The organism is Paenibacillus sp. BIHB 4019, from assembly GCF_002741035.1.
GTDB lineage: Bacteria > Bacillota > Bacilli > Paenibacillales > Paenibacillaceae > Pristimantibacillus.
Genome location: NZ_CP016808.1, coordinates 3,207,917 through 3,225,530, shown reverse-complemented (window position 1 = coordinate 3,225,530; position 17,614 = coordinate 3,207,917). Strand labels below are relative to the sequence as shown.

The window sequence follows — 17,614 nt, the reverse complement described above, 5'->3', positions numbered from 1 at the left end:
GCCTCCTATCCTGTCGTGTATCTATTGGGTACGGTTCACTTCGCGAGTAGCCGCAATGGATCGATAAATGCTATGATAGGTTATATCTATCCAAATGAATAGTACGTACTTTTCAGTACTGTAGGCACTAAAAAGTACCCATAAATACCGATCAGCAAGGAGGAGCAGCATGACGAAGAAGAAATACAATATTTCCGTAGAAGCGACGCTTGAGGTTATCGGAGGGAAATGGAAATGCGTCATTCTGTGCCATCTCACCCACGGCAAGAAGCGGACAAGCGAGCTGAAACGGCTCATGCCAGGCATTACGCAAAAAATGCTCACTCAGCAGCTCCGCGAGCTGGAGGACGATGGAATCGTGAACCGGATTACGTATAATCAGGTGCCGCCTAAAGTCGAATACGAGCTGACCGAATACGGACTCAGCCTCGATAGCATTTTGAGCGCCCTCTGCAACTGGGGAGAAGAGCATATTATCCGAATTTATGGCGATAAGTATTCGATGCTGGAGGATAGCGTTTTGAATAAATAAAGGCTTTTCTAAAGCTATTCTAAAAAAAGGCTTATTCCTACTTGAAGCCCAAGTGGAACGAGCCTTTTCATATGCTATCTAAAATGCTCTCTCTTTTTTTTAGTTTCTAAATCCGCCAGTCTTACAGGTATAGGCAGTCTGCTTTCTTTATTAATTAACGCTAGCGTGACGGCGGTCGCTGTATCTATATCGATCCAATTGCCGCATGAAATAAAAATAGGCTTCACGTCTTTATGCGTTCTTAGCGCTCGTCCATATACGATGTTGTTAATTACAATATTGGTGAACGCCCCTGCTTCATTCGCCGGCATATCAAAATCAACCGAATCGATTTTCAAATAAGTTTTCGCCATGCCTATCGTCGGTTTATTCAGATGGAAGGACGCATGTGTGGCGATTCCCATATTTCTAGGGTGCAAATATCCATTGCCATCAAACATGATCATATCTGGATCGCTAGTCAGCAGCTTAAAGGTTTCGATAATTAAAGGCAATTCTCTGAAAGATAAATAGCCCGGTATATAAGGCACCTTAACTTCAGCTTTTAATGACTGTATTTCCACAACCTCTTTCGTCAGAAAATCTACGACACATATGCAGCACACTGCAATTGTCTTTCCAGCTTCCTCCCAGTACGCTAGATCCACTCCGGCAATGAGCTTAATATCTTCTATTTTAAAATGATTTTCCAACTTAATTTGTTGAACTAAATCCTGTTGAATGGCATTATAGCTTGCGGTTATTTTATTTTCCATTTTGTTTGGACCTTTCGTTATATGTATTCATGACTAAAACTGCGGCTTTATCAGGGATACAGCCTGAGGTGGTGGCATCATCGCCAGTAGTCCACAGCATGATCATACCTTTTACAGCTGTTTTAAGATTTGTTCTCTAACACCTTTATCGAACTTAGCTCCTTCTATGTTAGCCCCTTTCCAAATCACATCGTCAAGTTTAGCATTTGTAAAGTCAGCTGCTTCAAAATGACCATTCCATAGTGTAGCTCCAGTTAAATCAGCTCCTGAAAAATTCGCATTCCTAGCTTGTACTTCGGATAAATTAGCCTTAATGAAATCAGATCCTTCAAAGTTTCCATCTATGAGAACAGCACCAGAAAAGATGGCTTCATCAAAATAGGCCCCGATTGCAATAATTCCCATTAGATTCGCCTGGCGAAATGCAGCTCCATTGAAAGTCGTTCCAGATAAATGGCCATGGTAAAAATCCACCTCGTCAAAACAAGTCTCTATACACGTACTTATTTTTATCTGTGCATACTTCATCTGAGCTTTACGCAGGTTCGCCTCGCTCAATACACAATCAGCGATATCCGCTTCCTCCAAATTACAGCTTTCCAGATGTGCCTTGCCAAATTCACAATCACGCAAGGAGACACGCAGTAGCTCAGAGCCTCGCAGGTTCGTACCATGAGCCATTATTCGATCTGCCCTTAGCTCTGATAAGTCTGAAAAAGATAGATCCAGCCCGCCTATCTCTAAGTAATCCAGTATTCCTTCTTCTAATCGAACTCTATTAATCTTCTCCATAACTTTTGCTAAATCATTCGACTGCTCTCCCATTTCAACACCTGCCTTCTTAAAATTAGCTATTTAAATACTGTTGCTATAGATACTCCGTGCAATTTCGACTTTTATAGAAAAAGAACAGCTTGCAGCCTGTGCTGCAAAACTGTTCTTCTCCCACTCATTTTTGGCTCTCATTCACAGGATTGAATGTTCCTGTTATTCAGCAAATAAAGAGTGGCTGCTTTTTTACTCTCTATCTTTAAAAAAATCCTCTTCTAGATAGGGGTAGTTCAGTAGTTCTAAATCTTCCTTAGCCAAATAACTCGTTTGATATTCATCTAAATGGGTATTGATCAGTAAACTCCCTTTAACCCTTTTTATTAATGGATAGGAGGTATCATCTTCAACAACCAAATCCTTATCGTTCAACTGCAGTAGTTTCCCAATAACTTCAAGCATCTTTAACCACCCAATATCAAAAGTACGCGATATAAATTGAAAACTAATAGGAACATTTGTATCTACTCCATGATCTTCGAGATTCATCTCTCGAAAGCGTTTAATATAGTCTTCTTCTTCATCTAAATCTATACTTAGTGAAAAATAAGTGCAACCAATACTCACTTGCTGAGCACCAGATCGATCCCTTACTTCCACTTCATAATTAATTAATTCTACAAAAAACACTTCGCATATCATATCGTAAAGTATCTTTCGCAAGGCTTCTCTAGGCAAATCAGAACCAATAGATACCCTAAAATCCATTTTAATCAAACCTCCAATACCCTCTTGTTACTTGACGACCTTCAATGATTAATAGTTCGTCTAGATGTTTTAAATCCTTGTGTGTCTGACTTATTAAATAATCAATAAGTTCTCGCCTCTTTTCAACAGGATAATCATTTAAATTTAATACGATTCTTCTAGCTTGTTTTGTAGTTTTACTTCTGAGTGTAGTAAGAATATTCTGTAAACTAGTACCTTTATCTGGAGCATAACAATCAAATACTTGTCCTTCAATTATAAAGTCTGGACTTTTAGAGGGATCAATGCCATAGCCATTTCCATCAAATGCATTTCCATTGGGGACTTCGTCAAGCATTATTGTACGATATCCTTGTTCTGCAAGAACATCAGCAGCTTCATTTTGTCTTTTTAATCCTCGAGCATCTTTACCTGTATCTTTAGCATAATTTCCTTCTGGTTTGCCACCCTTAGGTAATGAAGGCTTTGTAATTATAGCATTTGGTCTAATTTTAGGTGTATAAGGAATATGTTTTTCACCATATAGTTTGTATTCTGAATTCGTTTTCCAGTCCACACTCTGATCGCCATATTTTGAACGAAAATCTCCATCCCATTCTGATCCATTTCTAGGGATCTTTGCAGAATTGTCCCGCCCCTCAACTGTCCCACCCGTTGCATTCGAAGGCTCCGGTCTACCCTTACCTGCCCCCTGATAAATCGCTGCATCATCAAACTCATCAATCGGTTGATTTACACCAGGACCGCCTTTTGAAGGTCCTTTCGTTTTCGGCGGCGCAGGCGGTTCCATCGGTTTAGGCGGTGTGACATTATCTAGCTTGAACGCTTTCCAAGCATCATCCACCGCTGCTATATTCCGACCATTCGCCATCTTGTTCGCTACCGTATATACACCATGCTTCAGCAGGAGCGCTAAATTCACGACCGCCAAGGTTATTCCTAGGTCATCCAGTATTTTCTGCTCCAGATCCAATAGGGGTGTAACTACATTACCGTGAGACAAGGCGTACGCCTTCATTCCATTCACCGTAACCATTGCCGCGACTAGAACGCCATCCGCTATTGCTAAGACATACAACGATCCCCCACCCGTTCCAATAGCCAGAACGATGGTCACGGTTCCAAATACGATGTTCATTTGTGCCATCAAAATCTGGGGGTTCAGTTCTAATTCCTGATACGTATAACGAGATAAGTATACCGTTTTTACCGAGTGGGGCTACTCTTCAAGCATTAAAACAGGGACATGGGTAAAAGAAGACCACAATACGGATAGCAATCTCGCATTGTGGCTTAGTTGGCTTTATTGTACGATCCTATTATGAAAACTATTGGACGTTCTTACTCAGAACTGTGTATAAACTACTATCTTTAAAAATCCTCTTCTAGATATGGTTTGTTCAGTAGTGCTAGTTTTTCTTTAGTCATATACCAAGTCCTATATTCATCTAAATTACTATTGATAAGTAAAGATCCTTTAATTCTTTTCAGTAATGGATATGTGGAATCATCCTCTAAAATCAAATCTCTGTCATTTATATTCAATAATTTTCCTATCATTTCCAATAACTTCAACCATCCTATATCAAATGTACGCGTTATAAATTGAATATTTACAAGAACATTTGTATCCACACCGTACGCTTCAAGATTCATCTCTCGAAAACGTTCTAAATATTCCTCCTCGTCATCTAAATCTATACTTAGAGAAAAATAAGTACAACTAATGCTCACTTGTTGAGCGTCAGACCAATCACTTATTTCTGCTTCATATATATTTAATTCCAAAATTAAAGCATCACGTATCATATCATAAAATATTTTTCTCAAGTCCTCCCTAGGTAAATCAAAACCAATTGATAATCGGAAATCCATTTTACTCAAACCTCCAGTACGCTCTAGTTACTTCTCGACCTTCAATAATCAATAGTTCATTTAAATTTTTTAAATCTTTGTGTGTTTGACTTAATATAAACTCAATAAGCTCAGCTCTTTTTTCAACAGGATAATCATTTAAATTTAACACTATTCGTCTAGCCTGTTTAGTAGTTTTTGCTCTAAGTGTGTCAAGAATGTTTTTTAGATTAGTTGAATCAGGAGCATAACAATCAAATACTTGTCCTTCAATTATGAAGTCTGGACTTTTTTGAGGATCAATACCATAGCCGTTTCCACCAAAACCATTTCCATTGGGGACTTCGTCAAGCATTATCGTGCGATATCCATTTTCCGCCAGCACATCCGCTGCTTCATTTTGTCTATCTATTCCTCGAGTATCTTTTCCATTAGCTTCAGCGTAGTTTCCTACTGGTTTGCCACCCTTAGGTAATGAAGGCTTTGTAATGATAGCATTTGGTCTAATTTTAGGTGTATAAGGAATATGTTTTTCACCATATAGTTTATATTCTGAACTCGTTTTCCAGTCCACATTCTGATCGCCATATTTTGAACGGAAATACTCATCCCACTCTGGTCCTGTTCTAGGTATCTTTGCAGAATTACCTGTCCCCCCTACTTCCCCACCTGTTGCATTCGGATGCTCCGATCTACCTTTACCTGCCCCCTGATAAATCGCCGCATCATCAAACTCATCAATCGGCCGATTTACACCAGGTACGTCTTTTGAAGGTTCTTTCGTTGTTGTCTTCGTTTGCGGCGGCGCAGGCGGTTCCTTCGGTTTAGGTTTGACATTTTCCAGCTTGAACTTCGTCCAAGTATCATCCAGCGCTGCTACATTCCGACCATTCGCTAGTTTATTCGCAGCGGCGTACAAGCCATGCTTCAGCAAAATACCCAAGTTCACAACTGTCAGCGCAATACCTAGCTTGTCCAGCATAGACTGGTCGATGCCAAATAAGGAAGGGTTGGTGCTATCATCACCGTTCCTCAAATCCATTAATTTCTCTGCATTGACCCAAATCATGGCTGCGCCTAAAGCAACGTCAGCCGCTACTAAGAGGTAAAGTGATCCCCCGCCTGACGGTATCGCCGCAATAATCGCAATAACCCCAAAAATAAGATTGAACTCTGCTATCAGCATTTGCGGACCTAATATTAATTCCTCATACGTATATCGAGATAAGTATACCGTTTTTGCTGTCTGCTTGCTCAGATAGTCCGGCTTTTGCGGAATCATATTTTCCAACGCCCAGGCATCCAGCGCAGGTACCATTTGTTCCAGGAAGCTCTGAACCCCAGGTGCATTCAGCACCTCGTGGATCATTCCTGACAACATGTTCTCCTTTGGAGGACTAGACGAAAGCACAGGCGGCGCGGGCAGCATCGACTGGATCTCCGCTACCGACTTCCCTTCCGTTTGACCACGCTTGCTGATCGCCGTTACCTCTTGATTCCAATTATGCACGGCCGTTCGGTCCCGATCCTGCTGATCATACACCTGCTGTCTACGCGCAAGCTCTCCCTCTCTATCTTTGCTTGGTTCACTCGATTTCGGACCATACCTCTTCTGATAAATCTCTTGCTGCTTTTCCGTCGATTGAGTCTTGATCCAGTCCTTCGCTTTAGCGCCTAAGTTCGGATCATTTTTCATTTGCTCCTTGGTTGCAGGATGAACCTTCTGGTACAAATATTCCTCCGAGATTGGAGCCCCATTATACTTCTGCTTTTCTTGCTCCATATTCGCAGCAAGCTGCTCGGACAACTGTTCATCCAGATACATCTGCTCCATCTCTTCATCCGTCAGCAGCTCGGTGAACGGTACTTCCACCTTCTGAAAATCCAGCTTGCTGCTCTTGATGCCGACACGGTTATCGCTGATTAGCACATAATGCTCCGCATTCGTTTGCAATGCGATCTGATTCGTCGCCCGCATTCGGATCGATTCGAGGATCCCTTTCTCACTGCCGCTGCCCAACTCCACCTTATTGCCCGCGACCAGCAGCACATCTTCACTCGCATTCACCGTAATGTTTCCGCCATCCAAATGCAGGCTGACCGTTCCTTTTTCAAAAAGAACCCCATCGTCCCCCAGCTGCATCTTGGCCGCTCCCGGCGATTCAAACACCTTCGTCGTTGGCTTCTGGAACACCGTTCGACTTTTCATCTCCTCGCTGCCGCCTCGCACCGAGTTGATCGCCATCGCTTTCTTTTCCACACCGTTTGGAAAATAGACCTTTATCCGCGCCCCCTCATCCGGCAGCACGTGAAACATATTGTTGCCTTCCCCCGAATACGGGAACCACCAGTTCCCCTGCTCGTCATGTGCGTTGTCGATATCCAGATGCACCTTGACCATATTGTTCGCCCGCTTCACGACGCGACCTTCCAGAGACACACCCTGAATCCCTTCATTTTGCCGAGATTTCCGCCTCAGTGTCTGGCGCCGGACGAGCATATATTCATAGGTCAGCAGCCCCGAGGCATAGCTGATGATCGACTCAGCTACGACCCACATCTGCTTCTTGAATACGACATCGTCCCCAACCTGGCAAAATTGCTCGCTGGTTATGCGGTAGCTGACGAAGTCCGCTTCATGAATACGATCCGCATCACTGCCTTCCGCATGGGCTTTCAGCTCTTCATAGGCAGCGCGATTTTTCAGAACCGTATAACGCTTCGCCTTCAGCTCCTTCCCCCAGGACAAGTCCGGTACGCCAAAATACACGCGCGGGGTATCCATCACCACATCCGGCAAAATGACCGTTCCAACCCGCGACGCCAACCGCTTTAGAAACTGCCAATCCGTCTCCTCGAACTGGACCATCAAGGAGCCGAGTGTCGCTTGATCGCTCGTCGCCATATTTTGCGCGTCTCCGCGGGGATAGTTCTTGACCAGCTGCAGAATTGCGTCCGTATACGTCAGATGCTTATTCTGATAGGACCGATTTTTCGGCTCCAAATCCATCGCATACGTGCGCGACATCGCCTCGACCTTCACATGCGGAATGCCGTCCTCCATTTCAATGTCTACATGCGTAATGCCCCCGGCAAACCAGCTTTCCGCCTTAGGCTCAGCGGGCTTGCGCATGATTAGGCTGTCCTCGAAGCTGCTTCTGCCTATACAAGCTTCGGCTTCCTCTTCCGTCATTTCCGCCGTAAAGGTGCATTTCGCATGCGCATTGAACTTCCGCTCGATGCGAAAGCTGCGCACGGCCTTAAGCTTATAAGGCCATACCAGCTGGTAGCCGTCTCCTTCATAGTTCACTTCCATGCCGTCACCTCCCTTCTTCCCCTTATCTCACGGAAAACTCCGGAGGTGCCGGATCCATCCCATTGGTCAGCAGCCGAATTTGTCCCCCATACTGGCAAAACAAACAGGATTTGCTCGTTAACGCAGCTGCCCCTTGTATCGATACACTCGGGCTGCCGTTTGTCCATTGCGGCCCTTTCAGCTTCTCCAGCATCGCACTAAGCGATGGCAATCCGCTTGGCAGTCCGATCGGCGGCGCAGATTTAAATGGCGCTCCCGCTGGAGCCGGAGCTGCCATCAGCTTGGGCGCACAGGGGTAAACAGGCAGGTTAAAAGTAGGCTCCTCTGGATCCGTATCAATGATATAAGAGGGGTCCGAAGGCATGCCCGCACCTGCTGATTCCGCCAGTTTCATTGGATGCTGCTCACTTCGGCAAAAGCCAAAGGAATAAAAATTCCCGTCAATTTCTTGACCCATACGATCAAAGGGGATCCCCACAATGGTATTGGGCGTTGACAGGGACACTTTGCAATCCTCCACCGTCAGCATCGGGCTGCCGTTAATATAAATGCCATTCGGCTCCGGCTTATTCAGCACCTCCTCGTGAGAACCGTAGGAGCAATGCATATAGGCCCCTGCCGTCACATACGTATCCTCGCTTCGCCACGGAGACTCCAGCAAAGCCTTAAGTGTCGTTTTTTTCAAGATCGTTTCCCTATGCCCCATTTGAGCCCATTCCCCCTACCAACTCAATTCGTCTCACACTCAGCCCATACAGGCTTTTCCGCAGCAGCCCCTCCGCTATATCTACACGCACCACCAGCACGCGGCTCCTATAGTACGGAATTTGAAAAATCGCAGCATCCTGCAGCGCCCATGGATCTACCCACATTTTGCTCACCCGCCCGTTTTCCGTCACGGTCCGCTCTGGCGCTAAGCAAGGCACCTCCTGCACATCCATCCAGTCATAAAAAAACTGTCCCTGCTGCTCCAAATCCATGACGATGACGCTCTTATAGTTAATATTTGGAACCATTCGGCTGACGACCGCCCGCAGCTCAGCGCCTACGAGCAGCAGCGGATTTTCAATCATACAACCCGGATTCAGACGGCTCCCTTTCTTGACGTACACCATCTCCTGCTGCTCCGCATAGCGGTAGCCTCTCAGCATGTGCTCGGGGAAAGCGAGATTTGCCCCGTTTGCCGGCAGGCGCCGATCATGCTCCAGCACGAAATATTCCATCCCTGCCTCCAGCTCATGCGAGTGCCAATCCCCTTCTTCTCCCCACTCTCTACGCATGCTCATGCAACGGCTCCTTTACCCAGCAAATCATTTGCCGCTGCTCCTCCGTCAGCTCCACCCGCAGCGAATCCCGCTCCAGCATGCGGCTGCCTGTTAAATCTGCTCCGGTGAAATCTACCTCAAGCAGCTCGGCTCCCGTAAAATCTGCCGCGATTTTCGCACCCCGAAAACTCGCATACGTCAGGTCTGCCCCTTGAAACTGTACGCCGTTCATCCCGAACACCAGACCATGCGCTTCTGCCACATAGTCCCGATTGCCGAGGACGCCATCGAACCGCGCATAGGTCAGATCGCAATGGCGAAAATCGGCATCATATAAGAGGCAATCTAGAAAATCCGCCTGATCGCACACACACCGCTCGAATCGCGTGCCCAGCATGCGGCTGCTGGCAAGTGAGCTGCCCGTCAGCGTCACCTCTTCGAATCTCGTATAATTCACGTCGATTCCTTCGTACTGCCCTCGCATCAGGTTCACGCCAGCGATATGCTCATAGATATAGTCCTGATCCAGCTTGTTTTCCAGCCAGCCCTTGCACGTTATCGACGTCCGCTGCCGCTCCTTCACGCAATAGACCGACTCGCTAACCTCCCGATCCCGATATTCGCCCACGCGCACCTCAAACGAATCATCCTTCTTGATCTCCTGAAAAGAAGCCAGCTCCCGAATCGCATCCATCGCATACCGCGCCGCATGCACCATATATACATGAAACGGATACAGCTGCTCCTTCATCCAAACCTCAAACGAATGGCGCTCAATCCGGTTCATATAACGCTTGCGCCGCTCCTCGCAGCCCAGGTCCCAAGCCTCTGCGAAGCCATAAATCCACCCTGCCTCATAGCGAAAAGGAGTCAGCCCCACCTTGCCATCCGTCTCCCTGTCGCTCGCTTCGAGCATATACACCGGATGCCCTTCATTCAGGCTTGTCCGCAGCAAGGAGATGTGGATATAGGCACATTTCTGCAAAAGCCCTTCCTGCTGCCGAGCCAGCACCGCTTGGCAAAATCGGTCAAACAGCGCGGTGAACTCAGCCGCGATCAACGCTTTATTTTTCACATAATAATGATGCAACGCCCGAATTTGCGCATTGCGCTGCGGGATAACATCCTCTTCTAAAAAATGCTGCCACATTTCCATATCATGCATCGCTTGTACTCCTATCTATGGTGTTCATTGCCTACTGATTCATCAGCACTTCAATCCCTTTAATGACGACCTGGCCTTGGTCAATCGTAATTCCCCCGTTGCCGTCCTTCGTGGACATTTCGATTTGGTTCGCCACCATCATGATCGATTCGCCGACCATCTCAATCTGCTTGCTCGCTTGCAGCATAATTTTATTTTCACAGTTCAAAATGATCGTGCCTGCGCTTGTCAGCGTAATCGTGGCACCTCCGGTCGCGCCCGTGATGGTGATTTTATCTTCCTCGAACGTGATCTTTTGCCCTGTTGGCGTCAGCAAAAACTTCGTATTCGGATTCGCCATTAAATCGTCCTTCAAATCCTTATCGTAGTTAATGACCGGCTGCAGCTGCTCCTGCTGGACAACCGTCGTCGTTACATTTTGGCTTTGTCCGCCTGTTGATCCAGCCGATGCGGATGCGCCGCCGTTTCCTGAACCTGTCTGTGCCCCAACACTCATCGCTTCCTCCGGCACCTTCTTCCGCACCGAGCTAAGCGCAATCCCTTCGGCTTCCTTCGCATTCGGAAAATAAATCCGCACGCTGTCGCCCTTCTCCGGCATACAATACCAGCCGGTCTGATCGTCCGACGCGTACATTGTGGAATAAGGGAATGGGCTGGCGATGGCGAGGCTCCAGTTCTGATCGTAATCCAGCTGCACCTTTACCTCGTCGCGCACAACCTCCATCACTTTCCCCGAAATCGACGCGCCAATCAGCTTGGCATTATGCCGCTTGCGGCGATAAGCCGCGCTCTTCAGGCAAAGCGTATACCTGTGGGTGAGCAGCCCCTGCTGCATTTCCGTCCGCGCCTCGAATACATGAAGCTTATGCCCTTTGAACGTCACTTTATCGCCCAGCTCAAGCACCCGATTGTTCAGCACAATTTCGTAGCAAATGTAATCCTGCTCGCTAAGGCCGGACTTCTCCATTGCTGCTTCCTGTTTATAAGCAACCAAGTCCTTGAACATCCGGTAATGTGTCGCCTCTATCTTGCCAGCATCCCGATTGTCTGGAATGCCTATATAAACGCGGATGCAGTCCTCGGTTGTGACCGGAACAAGCACCGAATGATAGCGGGAAGCGAGACGCTTCAAAAACTGCCAGTCGGTTTCCTGATATTGCAGCGTATAGGCACCAAGCTTTTTATTTTCATCGAACGTATTGAACGTTTGTCCTTTGGGGTAATAGCTGCTGATTTGCTGCATGAGATCGGGGAGGAGCATCGCTTGGTTTTGGAAGGAGCGGGTTTGCGGCTTGAGATCCATCGCATGTGTATGCGACACGGCTTCCGCCTCCAGCCAATAAACGTGGTTTTCTACACGAACGTGGAGCTTCATGATCATGCCATGAAACAGCCGATGCTGCCTCCCGCTTTTTTCGGTATAAAGAAGCTCGATAGGGGTTTGATCATCCGCCATGCGAACATAATAATCTTCCTTTTCCTCCGGAATAATGCCCGTAAACGTCAATTTGGCGTGATCATGAACTTTCTTGACGAGCAGCACATGATGCAATCTCATGTCAAAAGGAAGGATTCGCAATTCTTCATAGCTAACTGAAAATAAGGCCATTATGTCATCTCCTTCAATATCCTTACGCTCCAGCTGTACCATAAAGTTATAGTACAGGGAATATTGTTACAGTCTAAATGATATATAACAGGACTAATTTACATACTTATACTATAATAATAAAATATATATCGACTTTATAAGTTCGTTTATTAATAGAACAACCTTAATTTCAATAAAAAGGCATCAAAAAAATAAGCTCCCTTCATACACGAATGGTGTATAAAGGAAGCTTATTTAGCAGGCGGACGCAGCTTGTGCACACACTGGCTGTTGCCTGTTTTGCCGCTATATTACCGCTATATTGCTATTATTGTGAAGTTCATTCGCTTCAATTTTGCTACTTCTACTACTGCTAGTTCCTATTCCTGCTCCACTGGCGTCACTGCATAATGCAGCTCCTGCTCCAGCTCGGCAGCATAAGCTGCACTCGTCTCTTCCGACCAGCCGAACAGTGCGGCCATCTCGGCATGCACCGCTTCCTTCCACTGCAGAACGCGAGCGCGGTCAAACAGCAGATTGCCTGTACGGCGAATCCAGAAATCCGCCGGCTTCGTCGTCAGCTCATATTCCAGAGCGTACATCAGCTCAATGCGCAGGCTGAGCGGAAGCTCTTGGCCGCTAGCTGCTGCCTGGTCCTTGTATTGCGGGATAAGGCCAATGACTCGGTCCACATTGGTGCCAAAATGGCGGGCAAGCCGCTCAGCCTCTGCACGAGACAGCCCCGCACGAACGCCTTCCTCCGTTTTCTTGGCAACGAAGGCTGGGAAATGGGAGGAGCCGCCGAAGTCGCCGCCCGACAATGGCAGATTTTTCGTGCCGCTTGGGCGAATGCCGCTGCGGCCTTCCGCTGTGAGCTGCGTGCTTACCGTGTTCACGACGCTTTCCGCCATTTTGCGATAGCCCGTCAGCTTGCCGCCTGCAATCGAGATCAGTCCAGACCCTGCAACGAATACCTCATCCTTACGCGAAATTTCCGAAGGGTCTTTGCCTTCTTGGTGAATGAGCGGACGGAGGCCTGCCCAGCTCGATTCCACGTCGGAGTCTTTCAGCTTGATCGAAGGGAACATGAAATTCGCTGCCTGCAAAATATAGTCCAGATCCTGCTTCGTCATGCGCGGATGCGCCTTATCTGCCTTATAGTTCGTATCGGTCGTGCCAATATACGTTTTGCCGTCACGCGGAATGGCGAACACCATACGTCCGTCTGGCGTATCGAAATACACCGCTTGGTGCAGCGGGAAACGCGATTGGTCAAATACCAAATGCACGCCTTTAGTCAAATGAACCGTTTTGCCCTGCTTCGAGCCATCCTGCTCACGCAGCGTATCGACCCATGGGCCTGTCGCATTGACAACTTTAACGGCACGCACCTTGCTCTCGGCTCCCGACAGCAGATCGCGCACATTAGCGCCAACAACTCTGCCATCCTCATAAATGAACGATTCCACCTTCACATAAGGGATCGCCAAAGCGCCCATATCTACAGCCTTCTTCATCACTTCAATCGTCAGACGCGCATCATCGGTGCGGTATTCCACATAATAGCCGCCGCCCTTCATGCCCTCGCGCTTCAGCAGCGGCTCTCTGCTCATCGTCTCGTCTACGCTGAACATTTTGCGGCGCTCGCCGCGTTTAACGCCAGCCAGAAAATCATAGACGCGCAGGCCGAGCGAGGTCGAAAATTTGCCGAAGGTGCCGCCTGTATAAAAAGGCAGCAGCATCCACTCGGGCGTCGTCACATGCGGCCCGTTCTCATATACAATCGCGCGCTCTTTGCCAACTTCCGCTACGACGCCGATTTCCAGCTGCTTCAAATAACGCAGACCGCCGTGAACAAGCTTCGTCGAACGGCTCGATGTTCCTGCCGCAAAATCCTGCATATCTACAAGCGCTGTCTTGATACCGCGCGTCTGGGCATCAAGCGCAATGCCTGCTCCCGTAATGCCGCCGCCGATAACGAGCAAATCGAAGGTTTCCTCGCCTAAACTGCGATAAAGCTGTTCCCTATTTAATGCGCTAAAAGCACCTTGTTCTGCCGATCCTGTCTGTTTGCTCATCGTCTATTCCACCTTTTCAGCTAGTCCTTATGCAATATCCTGAAAAAAAAGAAAACGAAAAAACCGCAAACACCTTAAGCTGCGCAACATCTAGCGCAATGCAAAAGGTTTCTGCGGTGTCTCCGTTTCTCCGACCGAATATTAACTTATGCCCACATTATATCATAACGGGGCCTGCTCGTAAACAGGCTGAAGAGGGGGAACCGCAAGGGAAGCCCAACCATTCATGCAGCGATGAGCCTTTTTCACTCTGTTATTATACGTCCGAGCAGCTGCTCCTAATCGTCAAAGCCGTCGGAATCACAACCTTTTTCGGAATCGACCGCTTCGTGGTCAAGCGTTCCGCGAGCAGCTCCACCGCTGTCTCGCCCATATATTCCATATGCACCTTGACCGTCGTCAGCGGCGGCTGGACAAATTCCGAGATCGGAATATCATTGAAGCCGACGAGCGACACCGCGCCCGGCACCTCAATTCCCGCCTCATGCAGGGCACGCAAAGCGCCAACGGCCATGGAATCATTTTCGATAAAAAAGGCTGACGGCAGCTCCCCGCTCTCAATCGCACGGGACATCTGCACATAACCATCCTCGGAAAACAAATTTTCACCGGTGAAAATAAATTGGGGATGAAAAATGTCTTTGTTTTTCAAATAGTCCCGCAGCGTCACTTCGCGTTCATCGCGTACCCGCTTATTATTAACGATATTATGCCCGCCAATGTATCCGATTCGCTGATGGCCCAAATGGACAAGATAATCCAGCACCTCAGTGACCGATTTGCGCAAATCAATAATGACCGAGTCAAAGCGCTGATCATCCGGCGATGAGTCGACGAATACGATTTTGTCCATAGAAGCGGGGAACATGTCGAGGTCTTCCTTCTCAAAACGTCCAATCGCTATCATGCCGTCCAATTCGCCGACCCATTCGTTATAATACGAACGCTCCTGCCGGAACAGCTTGACGACTTCCATCTGGCGCTGAAAGCATTCCCGCTCCACGCCGAGCCGCACCGCCATATAATAAGGATCAAGCATCTCTTCCTGATCGGAATACCAGTTCACGATGCCGATTCGTGTCATTTCTTTCGCTGCTGTGCCATTGCGCTCGCGCAGCGTTTTATAGTTCAGCTGCTGCGCAATTTCAAAAATCCGCTTGCGTGTATCGTCTCCAACCGACAGTGACGGGTCATAATTCAATACCCGCGATACCGTTGCGATTGAGACGCTCGCCAGCTGCGCAATATCTTTAATTGTTGCCACTTCATCATACCCTTTCCTGCCCCAAGATCCAGTGAATGTACATCCGCTGCACCATCAGGCTTTACCGCCACCTAACTAACAGGGATTTATTACAATACTAGCATATGGACACAGGTCATGTCCGCGAAAAAACTTGATTTGCTCCATTTGCTCCTCGGGCCAATCCTCAATAAAATAGTCTACCCCGACCAACCTAATAAGTTCCTCCTTACGGAAATTCTGCTCAGGCGGTTTATTCCTTGACGGAGCTTCCGAGCATCCCTTGAATGAAATATTTTTGCAGCAGAAGGAAAAAAAGAATAATCGGGAAGGTCGCAAGCGTAACCCCCGCCATAACTTGGCCGTAATCAATGCGCGATAAGCCGAACATGCTCGACAGCGCGACAGGCATCGTATACATATCCTCTGAAGTCGCGGAAATGAGCGGCCAGAGGAAGTTGTTCCACTGGTACATGAACAAATAAATAGCGGTCGCCGCAAGCGCAGGCTTGGAGGATGGCAAAATAATTTTAGTAAACAATCCCCACTCGCTTACGCCGTCAATCCGCCCCGCTTCCATCATGGCGTTAGGCACGGCCATCATGTTCTGGCGCATGAGGAAAATCGCGAATGGATAAGCAATGTTGGGCAAAATCAAGGCCTTATAGGTACCCAGCCAGCCCCAGGCCGCCATCATTTTAAACACTGGAATGACAATAGCATGGTAAGGAATCATCATCGACAGCAGAAATACGCCGAAAATGAGCGTTTTTCCTTTAAAATTAAACTTCGCGAACACGTATCCCGCCATCGTCGAGACGATAAGCGCCAGCACCGTATAAACGATTGTAACAAACAAGGAATTGAACATCACCCGGCCAATGCCGATGGAATCATTCAAATTCCGGATGTTTTCGAACAAGTGGTTTCCTGGCAGGAGCACAGGCGGTTTGGCGAAAATTTTACCGCTCTCGTTCGTTCCTCCAATAATCGCCCAATAGAAAGGGAATAGGGAGATAAAGGAGCCAATTAGCAAAATCAGAGTTGTTATAGAGACGCGTACACGTTTGGCTACCATTTACTCATCCCCCGTTACTTTAAATTGAATGTAGCTGAGAATGCCGATCAAAATAACGATGACATACGCTAGCGTTGAAGCATAACCGAAGTTGAAATAGCGGAAGCCCGTCTGGTACAAATACATGCCGATCGTAATCGTCGCATCGCTTGGACCGCCCTTGGTCAACGTATAAGGCTCCTCGAACAATTGCAGCGTACCAATCGTGGACAAAATCGCCGTGAACAATATGATCGGCTTCAGCTGCGGAATCGTAATGTTGAAAAATTGGCGGACGCGGGTTGCCCCGTCGATGCTTGCCGCTTCATAGAGAGATTCCGATACGTTTTGCAAGCCGGCCAAATAAATGACCATATTGTAACCCGTCCATCTCCAGGTCATCGCGATAATAAGCGATACTTTCGCCCATACAGGATGGGACAGCCACGGTATCGGATCAATGCCCACTGCCCCGAGCAGCTGATTCAAAATCCCGTCATTCATTAACATAATTGAAAAAATAATCGATGCCGCAATGAGCGACGTTACAGCCGGCATGAAAAAAGCGACTCTGAACAGCGCCTTAAAGCGCTTAAGGGAATTCAGCAGCGTCGCGAGCAGCAAGGAAGCGAACAGCATGAGCGGCACTTGGATGATCAAAATAATAAACGTGTTTAACAACGCTTTGCCAAATATTTTATCGCTGAACAGCTTAGCGTAATTGTCGAGACCAGTGAATACGAGTTCTCCGCCTTGGCTGGTCTGGAAGCTCAGCGTCAGCGAATAAAGGATTGGATAGCCCATAAATATGGCGAATAGCACGAGTGCCGGGGTAAGAAACAAATACGGAACAAACGCTTTTGTTCTCATATTCACCCTTCTTTCTAAGTTGGATTTATGAATCTACGGTGAGAAAGAGTCTGCGCTGCGTGAAAAGCTTGGCTTCCGATCGCCATTACCCTTGAATTTCTTCGAATTTGTTTCCCCAAGAGGGAAATTCAAGGGTAAAAGCGAACGCTGCCGCTTCTCCAGCTCAAGCTTTTCACTCCGCTCCGACTTTCACCGTAGATTTCATTTTTATAGGCCGTTGAAAAACAGGGGATAACCTCCTGTTTTTTCAATTTTTAATACAAAAGATTAAGTAAATAAGGACATAAAGAGATAAAGACATAAGGGAATAAAAACATAAGAGAACAAGAACATACGAGAACAAGAGCATACG

The 17,614-nt window shown here is 47.3% G+C and carries 15 protein-coding genes; 1 reads left to right on the top strand and 14 read right to left on the bottom strand.

What is annotated here, in order from left to right:
* Window positions 1–169: 169 nt before the first annotated feature.
* Window positions 170–532 carry a winged helix-turn-helix transcriptional regulator gene (locus BBD42_RS13730; protein WP_099518597.1) on the top strand — a complete coding sequence of 121 codons (363 nt, stop codon included), beginning with the start codon at window positions 170–172 and terminating at the stop codon, window positions 530–532.
* Window positions 533–606: 74 nt separating this feature from the next.
* Here the strand turns inward: BBD42_RS13730 and BBD42_RS13725 are convergent, their stop codons facing one another.
* The 14 genes from BBD42_RS13725 to BBD42_RS13660 form a co-directional block, all read right to left on the bottom strand.
* Window positions 607–1,287, bottom strand: coding sequence for an endonuclease V (locus BBD42_RS13725; protein ID WP_099518596.1), 681 nt, complete (start codon window positions 1,285–1,287; stop codon window positions 607–609).
* A 111-nt stretch (window positions 1,288–1,398) separates the two neighbouring features.
* Complete coding sequence (locus tag BBD42_RS13720) at window positions 1,399–2,112, bottom strand: pentapeptide repeat-containing protein (RefSeq protein ID WP_099518595.1); 714 nt, start codon at window positions 2,110–2,112, stop codon at window positions 1,399–1,401.
* A gap of 192 nt (window positions 2,113–2,304) precedes the next feature.
* Window positions 2,305–2,823, bottom strand: coding sequence for a hypothetical protein (locus tag BBD42_RS13715; RefSeq protein WP_099518594.1), 519 nt, complete (start codon window positions 2,821–2,823; stop codon window positions 2,305–2,307).
* A 1-nt stretch (window position 2,824) separates the two neighbouring features.
* On the bottom strand, window positions 2,825–3,961 hold the full coding sequence (locus tag BBD42_RS31975) for a CdiA C-terminal domain-containing protein (protein ID WP_216364932.1): 1,137 nt from the start codon (window positions 3,959–3,961) through the stop codon (window positions 2,825–2,827).
* Between the two features lie 233 nt (window positions 3,962–4,194).
* Window positions 4,195–4,698, bottom strand: coding sequence for a hypothetical protein (locus BBD42_RS13705; RefSeq protein ID WP_099518593.1), 504 nt, complete (start codon window positions 4,696–4,698; stop codon window positions 4,195–4,197).
* A gap of 1 nt (window position 4,699) precedes the next feature.
* The gene (locus BBD42_RS13700; protein ID WP_099518592.1) at window positions 4,700–7,993 is read right to left on the bottom strand and encodes a CdiA C-terminal domain-containing protein; all 3,294 of its coding nucleotides are present in this window, start codon (window positions 7,991–7,993) and stop codon (window positions 4,700–4,702) included.
* A 22-nt stretch (window positions 7,994–8,015) separates the two neighbouring features.
* Entirely contained in the window at window positions 8,016–8,699 is a 684-nt protein-coding gene (locus BBD42_RS13695) for a DUF4280 domain-containing protein (RefSeq protein ID WP_099518591.1), read from the bottom strand.
* Window positions 8,689–9,279, bottom strand: coding sequence for a hypothetical protein (locus BBD42_RS13690; RefSeq protein ID WP_099518590.1), 591 nt, complete (start codon window positions 9,277–9,279; stop codon window positions 8,689–8,691). Before BBD42_RS13690 ends, BBD42_RS13695 begins: the two co-directional genes overlap by 11 nt.
* A complete protein-coding gene (locus BBD42_RS13685; RefSeq protein ID WP_099518589.1) occupies window positions 9,266–10,423 on the bottom strand; it encodes a pentapeptide repeat-containing protein in 1,158 nt (385 codons plus the stop codon). Before BBD42_RS13685 ends, BBD42_RS13690 begins: the two co-directional genes overlap by 14 nt.
* Before the next feature lie 31 nt (window positions 10,424–10,454).
* On the bottom strand, window positions 10,455–12,032 hold the full coding sequence (locus BBD42_RS13680; RefSeq protein WP_172455491.1) for a contractile injection system protein, VgrG/Pvc8 family: 1,578 nt from the start codon (window positions 12,030–12,032) through the stop codon (window positions 10,455–10,457).
* Window positions 12,033–12,394: 362 nt separating this feature from the next.
* Window positions 12,395–14,092: a glycerol-3-phosphate dehydrogenase/oxidase gene (locus BBD42_RS13675; RefSeq protein ID WP_099518587.1), complete on the bottom strand. Its 1,698-nt coding sequence runs from the start codon at window positions 14,090–14,092 to the stop codon at window positions 12,395–12,397.
* Window positions 14,093–14,348: 256 nt separating this feature from the next.
* Window positions 14,349–15,356, bottom strand: coding sequence for a LacI family DNA-binding transcriptional regulator (locus tag BBD42_RS13670; RefSeq protein WP_099518586.1), 1,008 nt, complete (start codon window positions 15,354–15,356; stop codon window positions 14,349–14,351).
* 232 nt (window positions 15,357–15,588) lie between these two features.
* Window positions 15,589–16,413 carry a carbohydrate ABC transporter permease gene (locus tag BBD42_RS13665; RefSeq protein ID WP_099518585.1) on the bottom strand — a complete coding sequence of 275 codons (825 nt, stop codon included), beginning with the start codon at window positions 16,411–16,413 and terminating at the stop codon, window positions 15,589–15,591.
* Window positions 16,414–17,262 carry a carbohydrate ABC transporter permease gene (locus tag BBD42_RS13660; RefSeq protein WP_099518584.1) on the bottom strand — a complete coding sequence of 283 codons (849 nt, stop codon included), beginning with the start codon at window positions 17,260–17,262 and terminating at the stop codon, window positions 16,414–16,416.
* Window positions 17,263–17,614 lie beyond the last annotated feature (352 nt).

What these genes read in the sequence shown, in the direction of transcription:
- BBD42_RS13730 (WP_099518597.1), top strand. Translation starts at nt 170, where the DNA reads ATGACGAAGAAGAAATACAATATTTCCGTAGAAGCGACGCTTGAGGTT.
- BBD42_RS13725 (WP_099518596.1), bottom strand. Translation starts at nt 1,287, where the DNA reads ATGGAAAATAAAATAACCGCAAGCTATAATGCCATTCAACAGGATTTA.
- BBD42_RS13720 (WP_099518595.1), bottom strand. Translation starts at nt 2,112, where the DNA reads ATGGGAGAGCAGTCGAATGATTTAGCAAAAGTTATGGAGAAGATTAAT.
- BBD42_RS13715 (WP_099518594.1), bottom strand. Translation starts at nt 2,823, where the DNA reads ATGGATTTTAGGGTATCTATTGGTTCTGATTTGCCTAGAGAAGCCTTG.
- BBD42_RS31975 (WP_216364932.1), bottom strand. Translation starts at nt 3,961, where the DNA reads ATGAACATCGTATTTGGAACCGTGACCATCGTTCTGGCTATTGGAACG.
- BBD42_RS13705 (WP_099518593.1), bottom strand. Translation starts at nt 4,698, where the DNA reads ATGGATTTCCGATTATCAATTGGTTTTGATTTACCTAGGGAGGACTTG.
- BBD42_RS13700 (WP_099518592.1), bottom strand. Translation starts at nt 7,993, where the DNA reads ATGGAAGTGAACTATGAAGGAGACGGCTACCAGCTGGTATGGCCTTAT.
- BBD42_RS13695 (WP_099518591.1), bottom strand. Translation starts at nt 8,699, where the DNA reads ATGGGGCATAGGGAAACGATCTTGAAAAAAACGACACTTAAGGCTTTG.
- BBD42_RS13690 (WP_099518590.1), bottom strand. Translation starts at nt 9,279, where the DNA reads ATGAGCATGCGTAGAGAGTGGGGAGAAGAAGGGGATTGGCACTCGCAT.
- BBD42_RS13685 (WP_099518589.1), bottom strand. Translation starts at nt 10,423, where the DNA reads ATGCATGATATGGAAATGTGGCAGCATTTTTTAGAAGAGGATGTTATC.
- BBD42_RS13680 (WP_172455491.1), bottom strand. Translation starts at nt 12,032, where the DNA reads ATGGCCTTATTTTCAGTTAGCTATGAAGAATTGCGAATCCTTCCTTTT.
- BBD42_RS13675 (WP_099518587.1), bottom strand. Translation starts at nt 14,092, where the DNA reads ATGAGCAAACAGACAGGATCGGCAGAACAAGGTGCTTTTAGCGCATTA.
- BBD42_RS13665 (WP_099518585.1), bottom strand. Translation starts at nt 16,413, where the DNA reads ATGGTAGCCAAACGTGTACGCGTCTCTATAACAACTCTGATTTTGCTA.
- BBD42_RS13660 (WP_099518584.1), bottom strand. Translation starts at nt 17,262, where the DNA reads ATGAGAACAAAAGCGTTTGTTCCGTATTTGTTTCTTACCCCGGCACTC.